Raw genomic sequence first — 15411 nt, forward strand, 5'->3', positions numbered from 1 at the left:
CCCCCCCCCCCCCCCCCCCCCCCCCCCCCCCCCCCCCCCCCCCCCCCCCCCCCCCCCCCCCCCCCCCCCCCCCCCCCCCCCCCCCCCCCCCCCCCCCCCCCCCGGTGGGGTCGTCAGCGGGTCAGCGCACGGCGCCGGCGACCACCGCGCTGAGCGCGGCGTCGGAGGTGGCGCGCGAGTCCTGGCCCGGTGCCGCACCGGCGACCTGCACGTCGAGGTGGATGACGCCGTAGTCCCAGCCGCGCCGGCGGTAGACCACGCTGGGCCTGCCGGTGGCGGCGTCGACGAACAGGTAGAAGTCGTGGCCGACGAGTTCCATCTCGTACAGCGCCTGGTCCAGCGTCATGGGCTCGGCGTCGTGCGTCTTCTCCCGGATGACCACCGGCGAGGCGTCCTCGTCCCCGATCCCGGCCCACGAGTCCGACGGCACCGCCGCCGGTGGCTTGGAGTCGGCCATCACCACGGGGGTGGGCGCGGCGCCGTCGGCGGCCGCGACCTGTTCGGCCAGCGGGCGGGCGGGGTCGAAGGCGCCGGTGAGCGCCTGGTCGGACAGGCCGGCCGTGGCCTGGTGCACGGACGTGGGCTGGCGCCGCCCGTGGTGCACCTTGCGACGGTCCCGGGCCCGGCGCAGCCGTTCCAGCAGCTTGGTGGTCGCGAGGTCCAGGGCGGCGTAGGGGTCGTCGGCACAGGCCTCGGCCCGCACCACGGGTCCCTTGTCGCGCACGGTGATCTCGACGCGTTCGCAACTGTCGGCCTGTCGGCGGTTGTTCTCGTGGGAAACCTCGACGTCGATGCGCTGGGCGCGCGGGGCGAGCTGGGTGACCTTGGTCTCCAGCTTGTCCTCGGCGTGCTGCCGGAACCTCTCCTTGACGTCGGTGTGCCGTCCGGTGACCACAACTTCCACGGGATGCCTCCCTCGTTCGAGCTGGCGGCGCCGGCGCGTGGGGCCGGCCCGCCTCGGACCGTCACCTCGTGCCGCGTTCCACCTCCGAGGGCGATGCGCGGTGAGCAGGCAGCCACGACCGGCAGGGCCAGGTGCCCCGAGCAACGGGTCCGCCCTCGGACACCGTCGGGGTGTTTCCCGACCAGACGCCGGTGAGGGCTGCCATGCACCAACGCTAGCCCGGGATCGGCGGAAGTGCCCACGCGTGTCGCGCGATCGGCCGGGTCGATCACGTCGCCCGCGCGACGGTCACCGTCAGCACACCGTTCACCCGGGCGCCACCGGCGCGCAGGGCCCGCACGGCCTCGGTCGCGGTGGCCGTCGTGGTCACGACGTCGTCGAGCACGACCACGCCGCGCGCCGGCGGCGGCCCGTGCACGGCGAAGGCGCCGTGCACGTTGCGCCGTCGGCCGTCGGCGTCCAGGTCGGTCTGGTCGCGCAGCCGCCGGACGACCCGCAGGGACCGCACGACCGCCACGTCGCGGCCGCGGCGACGCGCGACGCCGGCGGTGCGCGCGGCCAGGTCGGCCACGAGGTCGCCGCCGCGGGCGCGCCGGCTGGCCCGGCGGGTCGGGACCGGGACGAGGTCGAGGGCGCCGGCGGGTTCCAGCTCGTCCAGGGCGAGCGCGAGCGCCCCGGCGAGGCGGCCGCGCAGTTCGGCGCGGCCGCGTTCCTTGACCGCCAGCAGCACCTGGCGCGCCGCCCCGTCGTGGGTCGCGCAGCCCCGCACGGGGGTGCCGTCGGGAAGCGCCGTCGTGGCCCCGGCCCGCAGGGTCCGCGCGCACGGGACGCAGCAGACGGTGCCGGGCCGGCCGCAGCCGGCGCAGTCGGCGGGCCAGACGAGGTCGGCGGCGGCGGAGAACAGGGAGGCGGTCACGCGGACAGCCTGCTCGGCACCCCCGACCGCCCCGCCCGCCCGTCCACAGGCCGCGCCCGCCCGCGGGGCTGTGCACGCCCGGACGCCCGCTCACCCGGGGTAGGCGGGGTCCCGTCCGTCGGCCACGACGATCCAGTCCGCACCGCTGCGGGTGAGCAGCCTGCCGTCGGCGGTGCCCACGACGACGTCCCGATCGGTCCAGCCCCCGGCCACCGAGACCGCACCCGGTACCGCGGGCAGCCGCGTGGCCGGGCCGGCCACCTGCCCCAGCACGGGGACGCCGGCCCCGGTGGCGTCGCGCAGCAGGAGCACGAACCGGTCGTCGGCGAGCCAGGCGAGGTCCAGCACCTCCCCCGCACCGGGGACGAGGTCGGCGGTCCCGGCGGCCAGGCGCAGCGGCCTGCCGTCGGCGTCGCGCACGATGCCGTGCGCCCGGACGTGGAAGACGCCGGCGTCGTCGCGGACGACGACGAGCAGCCGGGTCCCGTCGTGGGAGACCCGGGCCTGCAGCAGCGTGCCGCCGAGCCCGTCGGCGGGCGGGTCCACCTCGGCGGCGGGGGTCGCCGGGGCGGAGGCGGGGACGACGATGGGCGCGGACCCCGCGGCGGCCGGCGCGGTCCACAGCCAGCCGAACCGGTCGATCGAGGGCGGCACGAGCGGCCCGCGACCGGAGACGGCGGGTTCCAGGGCGCCGCCGGGCGCCTGCACGCGCGCCACCCGGCCGCCGTCGGTGAGCACCGCGTAGGCGGTGAGGCCGGGAGCCGCCGCGGGGTGCGTGGCGGTCCCACCCAGCTCCAGTCCCGGGCCGGTCCCCGTGACCGGGCGCAGCTCCGAGCGGTCCCAGCGCGACAGGCCCTGAGGGCCCAGGACGACCAGCCGGGCGTCGGCCGGGCGGGTCGAGCGGGGCAGGTCCGCACCCTGGCTGTCGTCGCGGGACAGGTCGGCCCCGTCGACGGTGACCTCGACGTCGGTGACACCGGGCAGCCCGCCCAGGCTGGCCCGCAGCTGGGCCACCAGCAGCGCGCGTTCGGCGGGGTCGGCGTCCAGGGCGGCGTCGGTCAGGTCCACCGTCGCCGTGCCCGCCGCCACCGGGACGGTGCCCACCCGCAGCCGGGTGCCGGCCGGGGCCCCGGAGACCACCGCCGGGGCCAGCCACGGGGAGGGTCCCTCCAGCAGCGCCCGCACGATGCGGGTGGCGGTGGAGCGGTCGTAGCCGAACCAGCGCACGTCACCCACCAGCTGCGGCGCCGGGCCGGAGGTGACGAAGTGGACGGGGAAGGAGCGCAACGTGCGCGAGGCGTCCAGCCGGCTCAGGACGACACCGTCGCCGGGGTCGGCCAGCCGCCACTGCCCGTCCTCGCGCTCCAGCCGGACCTGGCGGGCGGCGGTCGTGCCCGCCGGCTGCTCGACGTAGTGGCCGGAGGAGTCGATCGTCGCGGTCGCGGTGGCGCTCACCGCCACGACGGCCTCGGTGCGGTCCTGGCTGACCAGGGCCAGGTCGGGGGTGGCCGCGACGATCGTCGTGGCCACGTCCGGTCGCCAGTCCTGGGCGGCGCCGGCGGTGAGGAACTCCCGGGCGACGGCGTGGTCGCCCTCGAAGGAGGCCGCGGCCAGCAGGAAACCCCGCACGACGTCGACGGCCGCGGCTCCCCGCACGGGCCCGTCGGGGATGACCTGCAGCAGACCGATGCGCGGGTCGTTCCCGAGGCGGGAGCCGCTGACGACCTCGCTGGAGCGCGGCACCCCGCCGCAGCCGGCGAGGACGACGACCAGGCCCAGTGCCGCCCACCGCCGCCTCACGGGTTCCCCTCCCGGCGCGGACCGGCGGGCAGCGCGGCGACGGCCTCGCGGTAACCCACCGGGACGACGGGCAGCGGGGAGCTGCGCAACGGCCGCCCGGCCACCCGCGGCACCGTCAGCACGAAGTGGCACCCCTGCCCGGGGCGGCCCCACGCCTCCAGCCAGCCGCCGTGCAACCGGGTGTCCTCCAGGGCGATCGCCAGGCCCAGACCGCTGCCGCCGGTGGTGCGGGCGCGGGCGGGGTCGGCCCGCCAGAACCGGTCGAACACCCGTGGCAGCTGGCTGGGTTCCAGCCCCACCCCGTGGTCGCGCACCCCGACCGCGACGGCGTGCTCGTCGCACACGACGGTGATCTCGATGGGCCGCGCCTCGCCGTGCTCGATGGCGTTGCCGACGAGGTTGCGCAGCACCCGTTCGATGCGGCGGGAGTCGACCTCGGCCGTGCACGCCGCGGCCGGGGCCGTCACCAGCACCTGCGAGCCCCGGCGTTCGGCCAGGGTCGCGGTGAACTCCACGACCCGGTTGACCAGCGTCCGCACGTCCTGCGGATCCGGTTCCAGCGCAGCGGCTCCGGCGTCGAAGCGGGAGATCTCCAGCAGGTCCGACAGCAGCGTGTCGAACCGTTCGAGCTGGGTCAGCAGGAGTTCGGCCGACCGGGCCGCGGCCGGGTCGAAGTCCTCCCGGGCGTCGTGCAGCACCTCGCCGGCCATCCGGATCGTGGTCAGCGGCGTGCGCAGTTCGTGCGAGACGTCGGAGACGAAGCGGCGCTGGGCCCGGGACAGTTCCTCCAGCTGCTCGATGTGCTGCTGCATGCCGGCGGCCATCTCGTTGAACGCGCGCGCCAGCCGGGCCAGGTCGTCGCTGCCGCGCACCCGCATGCGTTCGTCGAGGTGCCCACCGGTGAGGCGCTCGGCGGTGCCGGCGGCCTCGCGGACGGGTTCGACGACCATCCGCGCCACGACCCACGCCACGGCCCCGACGAGCAGCACGAGCGCGATCCCGCCGCCCACGAACGTCGTGCGGACCAGGGAGACCGTCTGCTCCTCGCTGGCCAGGGAGTAGACGAAGTACAGCTCGTACTCCCCCGCCCGCGGCAGCGTGACGGTCGACCCGACGACGAGGGAGGGGGCGCCGGTGCCGTCGGACAGGTCGACGATCTGCAGCTGCTGCACGTCGGAGGACACGACGGCCTGCCGCAGCGCCATCGGGATGTCGGAGGCCCCCAGCCCTTCGGAGGCGACGTCGCGGACGAGGACCTGCCCGCTGCCGGCGGTGTCCGGGGAGCCGGCGGCGCGCAGCAGGACGACCCCGCGCACGCGGTCGGGACCGGCGCCCTCCAGGGAGGAGACGACGTCGCCGGCGAGCTGCTCGACCTCGGCCGAACTGGTCGTCGTGGCGGCGTCGAACTGCTGCTGGGCGGTCTGGGCGCTGCGGGCGGCGTCGGCCAGCGCGACGTCCTGCCGCTCGGCCACGAGGCCGTCGGCGATGCCGTCCAGCAGAAAGGAGCCGACGCCGACGACGACGGCCAGGCCGAGCAGCGTCGTCAGCGACACGACGCGCAGCTGCAGCGAGGCCCGCCACCTCGCGAGCATCCGCAGCAGCCACGTCACGGTGCCTCCACTACAGGGGCCCGGCGCGGTACCCCACCCCGCGGACCGTCACGACGATCTCGGGGTGCTCGGGGTCGCGTTCGATCTTCGAGCGCAACCGCTGGACGTGGACGTTGACCAGCCGGGTGTCCGCGGCGTGCCGGTAGCCCCACACCTGTTCCAGCAGCAGTTCACGGGTGAAGGCCTGCCAGGGTTTGCGGGCCAGGGTCACGAGGAGTTCGAACTCCAGCGGGGTCAGCGGCAGCGACCGGCCGTCGCGGCGCACCGAGTGCCCGGCGACGTCGATCGTCAGGTCGCCGATGCGCAGCGTCTCCGGTGGCCGTTCACCGGCCGAACGCAGCCGGGCCCGGACCCGGGCGACGAGTTCCTTGGGTTTGAAGGGTTTGACGACGTAGTCGTCGGCGCCGGCCTCCAGGCCCAGGACCACGTCGACCGTGTCGCTCTTGGCGGTGAGCATGACGATCGGCACCCCCGACTCGGCGCGGATCCGGCGGCAGACCTCCATGCCGTCGGTCCCGGGCAGCATCAGGTCCAGCAGCACCACGTCGGGGCGGGTCGACCGGAAGGCGCCCAGCGCCTCGTCCCCGTTGGCGCAGAAGCGGGTCTCGAGCCCTTCTCCCTGCAGCACGATGCCCAGCATCTCCGCCAGCGCGGTGTCGTCGTCCACCACGAGGACACGTCCCCTCATGGGGTCATCTTGCCTTCCGGGACGGCGGTCCGGGACCACCACCACGCCGTGGGGACCCGCCGGGCGTTCCTCTGGCACGATGGGCTGCCAGCGAACAGGTGGATCTTCGGCGGGTTCTCGGTCGAGTGGGCGGACGGGGCGATGGGTACGGAGCAGTGGCAGCGTCCGGACGACGGGGCGGACCGCGAGAACCTCGGAGCCGCTCCCGGACGGGCGCCCGGCGCCGGCTGGGGGACGCCCGACGTCCCCGGCGGGCCCGGCGGGCCCGGCGGCTGGTCGTGCCCGGCCCCACCGCCGGCCCCGGACGCGCAGCCGGCCTGGGGCGCCGCGCCGGGTGGCCCGTCGCGGCCCAGCGCACCCCGCCCCGGCATCGTGCCGTTGCGCCCGCTGGGCCTGGGTGAGATCTGGGACGGCGCGTTCCGCGCGTTCCGGCAGAACCCCAGGGTGATGGTCGGGCTGTCCGCGATCGTGGTGGTCATCACCTCCTTCGTCAGCCTCGTCGCCTCCTACGTCACCACCAGCGACCTGATGGGCGCGGTGAACCGGCTCGAGGCCGGCGGCGGGTCGGTCGAGGACCTGTTCTCCTCGTTGCAGCGCTCGGTCCCGCTGTGGGTGTTCAGCACCGTGCTGCAGTCGGTGGCCGTGCTGGTGCTCAACGGCATGCTCATCGTCAGCGTCAGCCGCGCGGTGCTGGGCCGCACGATCGGGTTCGGCGAACTCTGGGCCACCTGCCGCTCGCGGATCCTGCCGCTCATCGGCCTCTCGCTCATCATCACCTTCGCCACCCTCGCCGTCGGCGTCGTGACGCTGGGGCCGGGGATCCTCCTGGTCGTCTTCTCCGGGTCGGACCTGGTGACCGGCCTGGGGGTGGTGGCCCTGCTGCTGGGGCTGCTGGGCTGGCTGGCCGGCGGGGCGTTCCTGTGGGTCAGGTGGTCGATGGCGACCCCGGCGATGCTGCTGGAGAACCTCGGGGTGGGCGCGTCGCTGAAGCGGTCCTCCGGCCTGACCCGCCGCTCGTTCTGGCGCACGTTCGGGATCCTGCTGCTCACCGCGATCGTCGTATACGTCGTGGTGATGGCCGTCGCGGTGCCGTTCACCGGGCTGGGCGCGGTGCTCGGGCAGGGCTTCGGCACCGCCGACGCCGGGGTCGGGCTGGCCGCCTCGCAGACGGTCTCGACGCTGGGCTCGGTCGTGGGCAGCATCGTGGGGTACCCGTTCCTGGCCTCGGTGACGGCGCTGCTGTACGTGGACCTGCGGATGCGCCGCGAGGGCCTGGACGTCGAACTGCACCGGGCCGTCGGCCCGTGACCGGTGTTCCGGTGCAGCCCGACCGTGCGCAGGCCCGGGACTGGCTGACCCGCGAACTCGCCGGGTCGGAGTACCGGCAGGCGCAGGGTTCGTGGCTGCTGCGGGCCTGGACGTGGCTGCAGGAACGGCTGGAGGACCTGACCGTGCCCGGGCTCGGGACGGGCTGGACGGCCGTCCTGGTCGTCGTCGTCCTGCTGGCCGCGCTCGTCGGGGCGGTCCTCCTCGTCGGCGGCCCGGTGCGCCGCAGCGCCCGCCAGTCGGCGGCGGCCCCCGTCTTCGAGGCCGCGCCCGAGCCGGCCGCCGCGCACTTCGCCCGCGCCGACGCGGCGGCCGCCGAGGGCCGGTGGTCCTCGGCCGTGGCCGAGCGGTTCCGCGGGCTGGTCCGGTCGCTGGAGGAACGGACGCTGGTCGAACCGCGGCCGGGACGCACGGCCACCGAGATCGCCGCGGAGGCCGGCGGCGCCCTGCCCGGCTGCGCCGAGGCGCTGACCCGCGCCGCCCGCACCTTCGACGACGTCCGCTACGGCGGCCGGCCCGCCACGGCGAGCACCGACGACGACCTGCGCACGGTCGTGGCGCAGGTCGGCGCCGCGCGTCCGGTGCTCACCTCGTGAGAGCGCTGGCCCGCCACCGCGGGGCGATCCTCCTGACGCTGCTGGTGCTGGCCGTCGCCGTGCTGGTGACGGTGCTGACGCCGCGCACCGACGAGGCCGCGCTGGCCCCGGAGTCGGTGGACCCCAGCGGCGGCCGGGCGCTGGCCCGGGTGCTCGGCGAGCAGGGCGTGCGGGTGCAGGAGGTCCGCACCTTCGCCGCCGCCGAGCGGTTCCTCTCGGCCGACGCGACCGTCCTGGTCACCGCTCCGGACCTGCTCTCGGCCGACCGCTGGCGCACGCTGGCGGCCTCCGGCGCCGACCTGGTCCTGCTGCGCCCGGCCGACGAGGCCCTGGCGGCGCTGACGGCCGACGTCGTCTCCACCGGTGGGGCGAGCACGGCCGAACGCGACCCCGGGTGCACCGACCCCGACGCGCTGGCGGCCGGTTCGGCCCGTGCCGGCGGCCTGACCTACGACGCCGAGGGCGATGCCACGGCCTGCTACGGCGGCTCGTGGGTGCGCGACGAGCTGGGCTCCTCCACGCTCACGGTGGTCGGGCAGCCGGCGGCGATGACCAACCGGTACGTGGCCGAGGACGGCAACGCGGCGCTGGCGCTGCGCACGCTCGGCGCGCACCCCACGCTCGTCTGGTACCTGCCGGACCCGCTGGACACCGAGTCCCCCACGCTGCCGCTGAGCGCACTGCTGCCGGCCTGGACGTGGCCGGCCGTCGCGCTCGTGGTCGTGGCGCTGCTGGTGCTGCTGCTGTGGCGCGGCCGGCGACTGGGGCGCCTGGTGGCCGAACCGTTGCCCGTCGTCGTCCGGGCGGCCGAGACGGTCGAGGGGCACGGACGGCTGTACGCCAGCGCCCGCGCCGTCGACCGCGCCGCGCACTCCCTGCGGGAGGCGACGCTGCGCAGGCTGCGGGCCTCGACGGGCCTGGACGCGCAGGCGAGCGTCCACGACGTCGCCGACCAGGTCGCCTGGGTCACCGGCCGCCCCGCACCCGGGGTGCGCGAACTGCTCGCCGGCACCGCGCCGCGCGACGACCCGGCCCTGGTGCGGCTGGCCCTCGACCTCGACGCCCTCGAACGCGACGTCCGCGGAACCCCCTCCAGGAAAGGTGCAGGAGCACAGTGACTGAAACCACGGTCCCCACCGAGGCGGTGGAGGACGCGCGGCAGGCGCTGCGCGCGGTCCGCCAGGAGGTCGCCAAGGCCGTCGTCGGCCAGGACGCCGCCGTGACCGGACTGGTCATCGCCGTCCTGTGCCGGGGCCACGTCCTGCTCGAAGGCGTTCCGGGGGTGGCCAAGACGCTGCTGGTGCGGAGCCTGTCGGCGGCGCTGGCGCTGGACACCAAACGCGTGCAGTTCACCCCCGACCTCATGCCCGGCGACGTCACCGGCTCGCTGGTCTACGACGCCCAGAGCGCGCGGTTCTCCTTCCGCGAGGGCCCGGTGTTCACCAACATCCTGCTGGCCGACGAGATCAACCGGACGCCGCCGAAGACGCAGGCCTCGCTGCTGGAGGCCATGGAGGAGAAGCAGGTCTCCGTCGAGGGCCAACCGCGCCGGCTGCCGGACCCGTTCATCGTCGCGGCCACCCAGAACCCCGTGGAGTACGAGGGCACCTACCCGCTGCCGGAGGCGCAGCTGGACCGGTTCCTGCTGAAGCTGACGCTGCCGCTGCCCCCGCGCGAGGACGAGGTCGAGGTCCTGGCCCGGCACGCGACGGGGTTCGACCCGCGCGACCTGGCCGCGGCCGGGGTGCGGGCCGTCGCCTCCCCCGAGCAGCTGGCGATCGCCGCCGAGGCCGTCCGGCACGTGCAGTGCTCCCGGGAGGTCCTGGGCTACGTCGTCGACGTGTGCCGCGCGACGCGGAACTCGCCCTCGCTGGCCCTGGGCGTCTCCCCGCGCGGCGCGACGGCGCTGCTGGCCACGGCCCGGGCCTGGGCGTGGCTGTCGGGGCGCGACTACGTCTCCCCCGACGACGTGAAGTCGTTGGCGCGCCCGACCCTGCGGCACCGCGTGCAGCTGCGCCCGGAGGCCGAGCTGGACGGGGTGAGCGTGGACGCGGTGCTGGACTCGGTGCTGGGCTCCGTCCCCGTCCCCCGGTGACGGCCCGCCGATGACCGTCTCCGGCCGCTCGGCCCTGCTCGTCCTGGTCGGCCTCGTCCTCGTCGTGGCCTGGCCGGGCTGGGCGGCGTTCTGGGTGTGGCTCGCCGTCAGCGGCGCGCTGATCGGCGCCGACCTGCTGCTGGCCCCCTCCCCGCGGACCCTGTCGATCTCGCGGCCCCCGGTGCCGGCGGTCCGGCTCGGTGAGGAACGCACGACGGAGCTGCTGGTGCACAACACCGGCGGCAAGCGCGTGCGCGGGCTGCTGCGCGACGCCTGGGTCCCCTCGGCCGGGGCGCGGAGCTCGCGGCACCGGCTCGACGTCCCGGCCGGCGAACGCCGCCGGTTCCCCGTCGTGCTGGTCCCGACCCGGCGCGGGGACCGGCTGGCGGACCGGGTGACGGTGCGCTGCGAGGGGCCGCTGGGCCTGGCCGCCCGGCAGCGCTCGGCACCGGTCCCGGGGCGGTTGCGCGTCCTGCCGCCCTTCACCAGCCGCCGGCACCTGCCCTCCCGGCTGGCCCGGCTGCGCGAGCTGGACGGCCGCAGCGCCGTGCAGCACCGCGGGCAGGGCACCGAGTTCGACTCGCTGCGCGACTACGTCGACGGCGACGACGTCCGCTCGATCGACTGGCGGGCCAGCGCCCGCCGGCAGGCCGTCGTGGTGCGGACCTGGCGCCCCGAGCGCGACCGCCGCGTGCTGCTGGTCGTCGACACCTCGCGCACGTCCGCCGCACGGCTGGAGGGCCCCACCCCGACGGTGCGGCTCGACGCGCAGATCGAGGCGGCCCTGCTGACCGCGGCGCTGGCGGCCCGCGCCGGGGACCGCGTCGACCTCATCGCCCACGACCGCCGCGTCCGCGCGCGGGTGCGGGGGTCCACCCGCAGCGACCTGCTGCCCACGCTGGTCGAGGCGCTGGCCCCGCTGGAACCCTCGCTGGTGGAGGCCGACTGGGACGCGGTGGCGACCGAGGTCCGCACGACGGCCCGCCAGCGCTCGCTCGTCGTGCTGCTCACGGCGCTGGACTCCTCGATCCTGGACTCCGGGCTGCTGGCGGTCCTCGAGCAGCTCGCGGCCCGGCACACCGTCGTCCTGGCCGCCGTCGACGACCCGGCGCTGGCGGAACTGGCCCGCGGCCGCTCGGACGCCGAGGCCGTCTACACCGCGGCCGCCGCCGAGGCCGCGACCGCCGAACGGGACCGGACGGCGCGGTTGCTGAGCCGCCTGGGGGTGGAGGTCGTGCACGCCGGGCCCGAGGGGCTGGCGCCCGCGCTGGCCGACCGGTACCTGGCGCTGAAGGCAGCCGGGCGGTTGTGACCGCAACCGGTTCGGCGGGGAAACTGCAGGACACGAAAGACCGGTGCCGTCCGGGCCCGGCTGCTGCTAGACCTGTCCGTCGTGCTGCTCACCCTCCTGCGAGAACACCTGCGCCCGCACCGCGGGTTGCTGGCGGCCGTCGTGGTGCTGCAGGTCCTGCAGACCGTGGCGTCGCTGTACCTGCCCCGGCTGAACGCCGACATCATCGACCGCGGTGTCGCCACGGGTGACACCGACCACATCTGGCGGGTGGGTGGCCTCATGCTGGTCATCACCCTTGTCCAGGTCGTCGCCACGATCGCCGCCGTCTGGTGCGGGGCCCGCGTCGCGATGGCGCTGGGCCGCGACCTGCGCGGGGCCGTCTTCGAGCACGTCCTGGCCTTCTCCAAGGCCGAGGTCGGCCGGTTCGGGGCGCCCTCGCTCATCACCCGCGGGACCAACGACGTCCAGCAGGTGCAGATGCTCGTCCTGATGACCTGCACGATGATCATCTCCGCCCCGATCCTCTGCGTCGGCGGCGTGGTCATGGCGCTGCGCGAGGACGTCTGGCTCAGCTGGCTGGTCGTCGTCGCCGTTCCGGTGCTGGTGCTCGTGATGGCGCTGATCATGGTCCGGCTCGGGCCGTTGTTCGGTCAGCTGCAGAAGCGTCTGGACACCGTCAACCGGGTGCTGCGCGAACAGCTCACCGGGTTGCGCGTCGTGCGGGGTTTCGTCCGCGAGGAGGCCGAGCAGGCCCGGTTCGCGCAGGCCAACGAGGAACTGACCGACGTGGCGCTGCGGGCCGGGCGGTTGTTCGCGATCGTCTTCCCGTTCGTCATGCTCGTCATGAACCTGGCCAGCGCGGCCGTCGTGTGGTTCGGCGCGGGCCGGGTCGAGAGCGGGGAACTGCAGATCGGTTCGCTCATCGCGTTCCTGTCCTACCTCGTGCAGATCCTCATGGGCGTCATGATGACCACCTTCCTGGCGGTCATGGGACCGCGCGCGGCGGTCTCGGCCGGCCGCATCGGCGAGGTCCTGCAGACCGCCCCCAGCGTGCACGAACCGAAGGCGCCGGCGGTGCCGACCGAGTCGGGGCGGCTGGAGTTCCGGAACGTCTCGTTCAGCTACCCCGGGGCCGACCGGCCGGTGCTGGACCGGGTGTCCTTCGACGTCGCCCCCGGCCGGACCACGGCCGTCATCGGCTCGACCGGGTCGGGCAAGACCACGGTCGTGAACCTCGCGACGCGGCTGGCGGACGCCTCCGCGGGCAGCGTGCTGGTCGACGGCCTCGACGTGCGTTCCCTGGGTGACGCGGACCTGCGCCGCCGGGTCGGGCTGGTGCCGCAGCGGCCGTACCTGTTCGCCGGGACGGTGGCGAGCAACCTGCGGTTCGGCCGGCCGGACGCGAGCGAGGAGGAGTTGTGGGCGGCCCTGCGCACCGCGCAGGCCGCGGACTTCGTCGAGGCCATGGCCGGCGGGCTGGACGCGCCGATCGCCCAGGGCGGGACGAACGTGTCCGGCGGTCAGCGGCAGCGGTTGTCGATCGCGCGGTTGCTGGTGCAGGCGCCGGAGGTGTTCGTCTTCGACGACGCGTTCTCGGCGCTGGACACCGCGACCGACGCCCGGTTGCGCGCGGCGCTGGCCGAGGCGCTGCCCCGGGCGGCGGTGCTCGTGGTGGCGCAACGGGTCTCGACGATCATCCGGGCCGACGAGATCGTCGTGCTGGAGGCCGGGCGGGTGGTCGGGCGGGGAACGCACACCGAGTTGCTGGGGACGTGCCCGACGTACGAGGAGATCGTCTCGAGCCAGCTGGAGGTGACCGCGTGAGCGGCAGGGGTGGGCCGATGCGGATGGCCGGCGTGCCGCCGCAGACGTCGGTGGACTTCGGGCCCTCGGCGAGGCGGCTGATGTCCCGGATGGGCCCGGACGCGGCACGGCTGGCCGTGGTGTTCGTCCTGGCGGTCGGCAGCGTCCTGCTGACGGTGCTGGCCCCGAAGCTGCTGGGGGACGCGACGGACTACGTCGTGCAGGCCGCGTTCTTCGAACAGCCCCTGGACCGGGACGGCCTGGCGCGCACGATCGGCGAGGTCGTCCTCGTCGTCACGGGGTCGGCCGTGCTGGCCTTCCTGCAAGGACTGCTGCTGAACCGGGTCGTGCAGCGCACGGTGTTCCGGTTGCGCGCCGACGTCGAGGCGAAGATCCACCGGTTGCCGTTGTCGCACGTCGACTCCACCCCGCGCGGGGAACTGCTGAGCCGGGTGACCAACGACATCGACAACATCTCCCAGAGCCTGCAGCAGACGGTGTCGCAGGCGCTGGTCTCGGCGCTGACGGTGATCGGCGTGGTCGTCATGATGTTCACCATCAGCTGGCGGCTGGCACTGCTGGCGCTGGTGGCGATCCCGTTGACGCTGGTCGTCGTCGGGTTGATCGCCAAGCGGTCGCAACCGTTGTTCGTGGGCCAGTGGCGCGAGACGGGGGCGCTGAACGCGCAGATCGAGGAGGCGTTCACCGGCCACGACGTCGTCACGGCGTTCGGCCGCCGCGAGGAGGTCCGGCAGCGGTTCGCGGCGAAGAACTCGGAGTTGTTCACCGCGAGCGCCGGGGCGCAGTTCCTGTCCGGCACGATCATGCCCTCGACGATGCTCATCGGGAACCTGGTCTACGTCGCGGTCGCGGTCGTCGGCGCGACGATGGTGACCGGCGGCTCGATCACCATCGGCGGGGTGCAGGCGTTCGTGCAGTACTCCCGGCAGTTCACCCAGCCGCTGGCGCAGCTGGGGTCGATGGCGAACCTGCTGCAGTCCGGGGTCGCCTCGGCCGAGCGGGTGTTCGAGGTGCTGGACGCGCCGGAGATGTCGCCGGACCCGGTGGACGGTCCGGAACCGGGCGGGCGGGGCCGGATCGAGTTCGTCGACGTGTCGTTCCGCTACTCCCCCGACACCCCGCTCATCGAGAACCTGTCGTTCACCGCCGAGCCCGGGCACACCGTGGCGATCGTGGGGCCGACCGGCGCGGGCAAGACGACGCTGGTGAACCTGCTGCTGCGCTACTACGAGGTGGACTCGGGGAAGATCCTGCTCGACGGGGTGGACACGGCGACGATGTCGCGCGCGGACCTGCGCTCACGGGCGGCGATCGTCCTGCAGGACACCTGGTTGTTCGAGGGCACGATCGCGCAGAACATCGCCTACTCGCGGCCGTCGGCCACGCGCGAGGAGATCCAGGAGGCCGCGCGGGCCGCGTCGGTGGACACCGTGGTGGCGACCCTGCCCGAGGGGTACGAGACGGTCGTGGACGACGACGCGGGGCGGATCAGCGCAGGTGAGAAGCAACTGGTGACGATCGCCCGGGCCCACCTGGCCAGACCTCAGGTGCTGGTGCTGGACGAGGCGACGAGTTCGGTGGACACCCGCACCGAGCGGGTCGTGCAGCAGGCGATGGCGGCCCTGCGCCGGGACCGCACGAGCCTGGTCATCGCACACCGGCTCTCGACGATCCGCGACGCCGACCTCATCCTGGTGATGGAGGCCGGCCGGGTCGTGGAGCAGGGGCGGCACGCGGACCTGGTGGCCGCCGGCGGGGCCTACGCGCGGTTGCACGAGGCCCAGTTCGCCGGCGCGGCCGCCGAGGTCGAGTGATCAGAGTTCGATGCCGCGTTCCAGGACCGTGAGCAGGCGGCGGGCCATGGCCAGGTTCGCGCGCCCGCGGTCCAGGACGAGGTAGAGGAACAGGCCCTGGCCGTTCTTGCTCTGCAGCAGGCGGATGAGGTGGAACTGCGAGCCGAGGGTCACCAGGACGTCCTCGGGGGTGTCGTCGAGGCCGAGGCGCTGGAGCGTCTTGAGCTCGGCGCGGACGACGTCGGTGTTCCCGGCGGCGGCGACGTCGAGGTCGAGCGTCCCGCCGCCGGCCTGGCCCAGCGACATGCCCGACTCGTGGTCGACGAGCGCGGCGGCGATGGCGCCGTCGATCTCGAGCGCGGACTTGAGGGTTTCGGCGACGGTGGCCACGAGGTGCTCCTGGGAGAGTGGTGGGGGCTGTTCGCCCTGACCCCTCAACCATCGGCTTGTCACCGGGTGTGTTCAAGTCATCACTCGTCGGTTACCGCGGGTGGCGGAGCGCTCCGCTTCCGGCGGGGTGAGCCGGGGTTGCGCCGGACGGGTGAGAAGGTCGTCCTCACCCGTT

The 15411-nt window shown here is 75.0% G+C and carries 13 protein-coding genes; 7 read left to right on the plus strand and 6 right to left on the minus strand.

Features of this window, described 5'->3' with window-relative positions; translation table 11 throughout:
* Positions 1-121: 121 nt before the first annotated feature.
* The 5 genes from hpf to mtrA all read right to left on the minus strand — a co-directional run bounded on the left by hpf (position 122) and on the right by mtrA (position 5918).
* Positions 122-904 carry a ribosome hibernation-promoting factor, HPF/YfiA family gene (hpf, locus tag ACRYR2_RS22150; RefSeq protein WP_432565060.1) on the minus strand — a complete coding sequence of 261 codons (783 nt, stop codon included), beginning with the start codon at positions 902-904 and terminating at the stop codon, positions 122-124.
* A gap of 268 nt (positions 905-1172) precedes the next feature.
* Complete coding sequence (locus ACRYR2_RS22155; protein ID WP_432565061.1) at positions 1173-1820, minus strand: ComF family protein; 648 nt, start codon at positions 1818-1820, stop codon at positions 1173-1175.
* Between the two features lie 90 nt (positions 1821-1910).
* Positions 1911-3620: an LpqB family beta-propeller domain-containing protein gene (locus ACRYR2_RS22160; protein ID WP_432565062.1), complete on the minus strand. Its 1710-nt coding sequence runs from the start codon at positions 3618-3620 to the stop codon at positions 1911-1913.
* Positions 3617-5230 carry an MtrAB system histidine kinase MtrB gene (gene mtrB, locus ACRYR2_RS22165; RefSeq protein WP_432565063.1) on the minus strand — a complete coding sequence of 538 codons (1614 nt, stop codon included), beginning with the start codon at positions 5228-5230 and terminating at the stop codon, positions 3617-3619. Before mtrB ends, ACRYR2_RS22160 begins: the two co-directional genes overlap by 4 nt.
* 10 nt (positions 5231-5240) lie before the next feature.
* Entirely contained in the window at positions 5241-5918 is a 678-nt protein-coding gene (mtrA, locus tag ACRYR2_RS22170) for an MtrAB system response regulator MtrA (RefSeq protein ID WP_432565064.1), read from the minus strand.
* Between the two features lie 141 nt (positions 5919-6059).
* Between mtrA and ACRYR2_RS22175 the strand changes: the two genes are divergently transcribed.
* The 7 genes from ACRYR2_RS22175 (at position 6060) to ACRYR2_RS22205 (ending at position 14867) form a co-directional block, all read left to right on the plus strand.
* On the plus strand, positions 6060-7226 hold the full coding sequence (locus ACRYR2_RS22175) for a glycerophosphoryl diester phosphodiesterase membrane domain-containing protein (protein WP_432565065.1): 1167 nt from the start codon (positions 6060-6062) through the stop codon (positions 7224-7226).
* Between the two features lie 11 nt (positions 7227-7237).
* Positions 7238-7840 (plus strand): DUF4129 domain-containing protein, encoded by a 603-nt coding sequence (locus ACRYR2_RS22180; protein WP_432565066.1) that lies wholly within the window; start codon positions 7238-7240, stop codon positions 7838-7840.
* Positions 7837-8958, plus strand: coding sequence for a DUF4350 domain-containing protein (locus ACRYR2_RS22185; protein ID WP_432565067.1), 1122 nt, complete (start codon positions 7837-7839; stop codon positions 8956-8958). Before ACRYR2_RS22180 ends, ACRYR2_RS22185 begins: the two co-directional genes overlap by 4 nt.
* The gene (locus ACRYR2_RS22190; protein ID WP_432565068.1) at positions 8955-9935 is read left to right on the plus strand and encodes an AAA family ATPase; all 981 of its coding nucleotides are present in this window, start codon (positions 8955-8957) and stop codon (positions 9933-9935) included. Before ACRYR2_RS22185 ends, ACRYR2_RS22190 begins: the two co-directional genes overlap by 4 nt.
* 10 nt (positions 9936-9945) lie before the next feature.
* Positions 9946-11247: a DUF58 domain-containing protein gene (locus tag ACRYR2_RS22195; RefSeq protein WP_432565069.1), complete on the plus strand. Its 1302-nt coding sequence runs from the start codon at positions 9946-9948 to the stop codon at positions 11245-11247.
* Positions 11248-11328: 81 nt separating this feature from the next.
* Positions 11329-13053: an ABC transporter ATP-binding protein gene (locus tag ACRYR2_RS22200; protein ID WP_432565070.1), complete on the plus strand. Its 1725-nt coding sequence runs from the start codon at positions 11329-11331 to the stop codon at positions 13051-13053.
* A gap of 17 nt (positions 13054-13070) precedes the next feature.
* Positions 13071-14867 carry an ABC transporter ATP-binding protein gene (locus ACRYR2_RS22205; protein ID WP_432565095.1) on the plus strand — a complete coding sequence of 599 codons (1797 nt, stop codon included), beginning with the start codon at positions 13071-13073 and terminating at the stop codon, positions 14865-14867.
* Here the strand turns inward: ACRYR2_RS22205 and ACRYR2_RS22210 are convergent, their stop codons facing one another.
* Entirely contained in the window at positions 14868-15236 is a 369-nt protein-coding gene (locus tag ACRYR2_RS22210; protein ID WP_432565071.1) for a hypothetical protein, read from the minus strand.
* Positions 15237-15411 lie beyond the last annotated feature (175 nt).

Source organism: Kineococcus deserti, assembly GCF_050871945.1.
Classification (GTDB): Bacteria; Actinomycetota; Actinomycetes; order Actinomycetales; family Kineococcaceae; genus Kineococcus.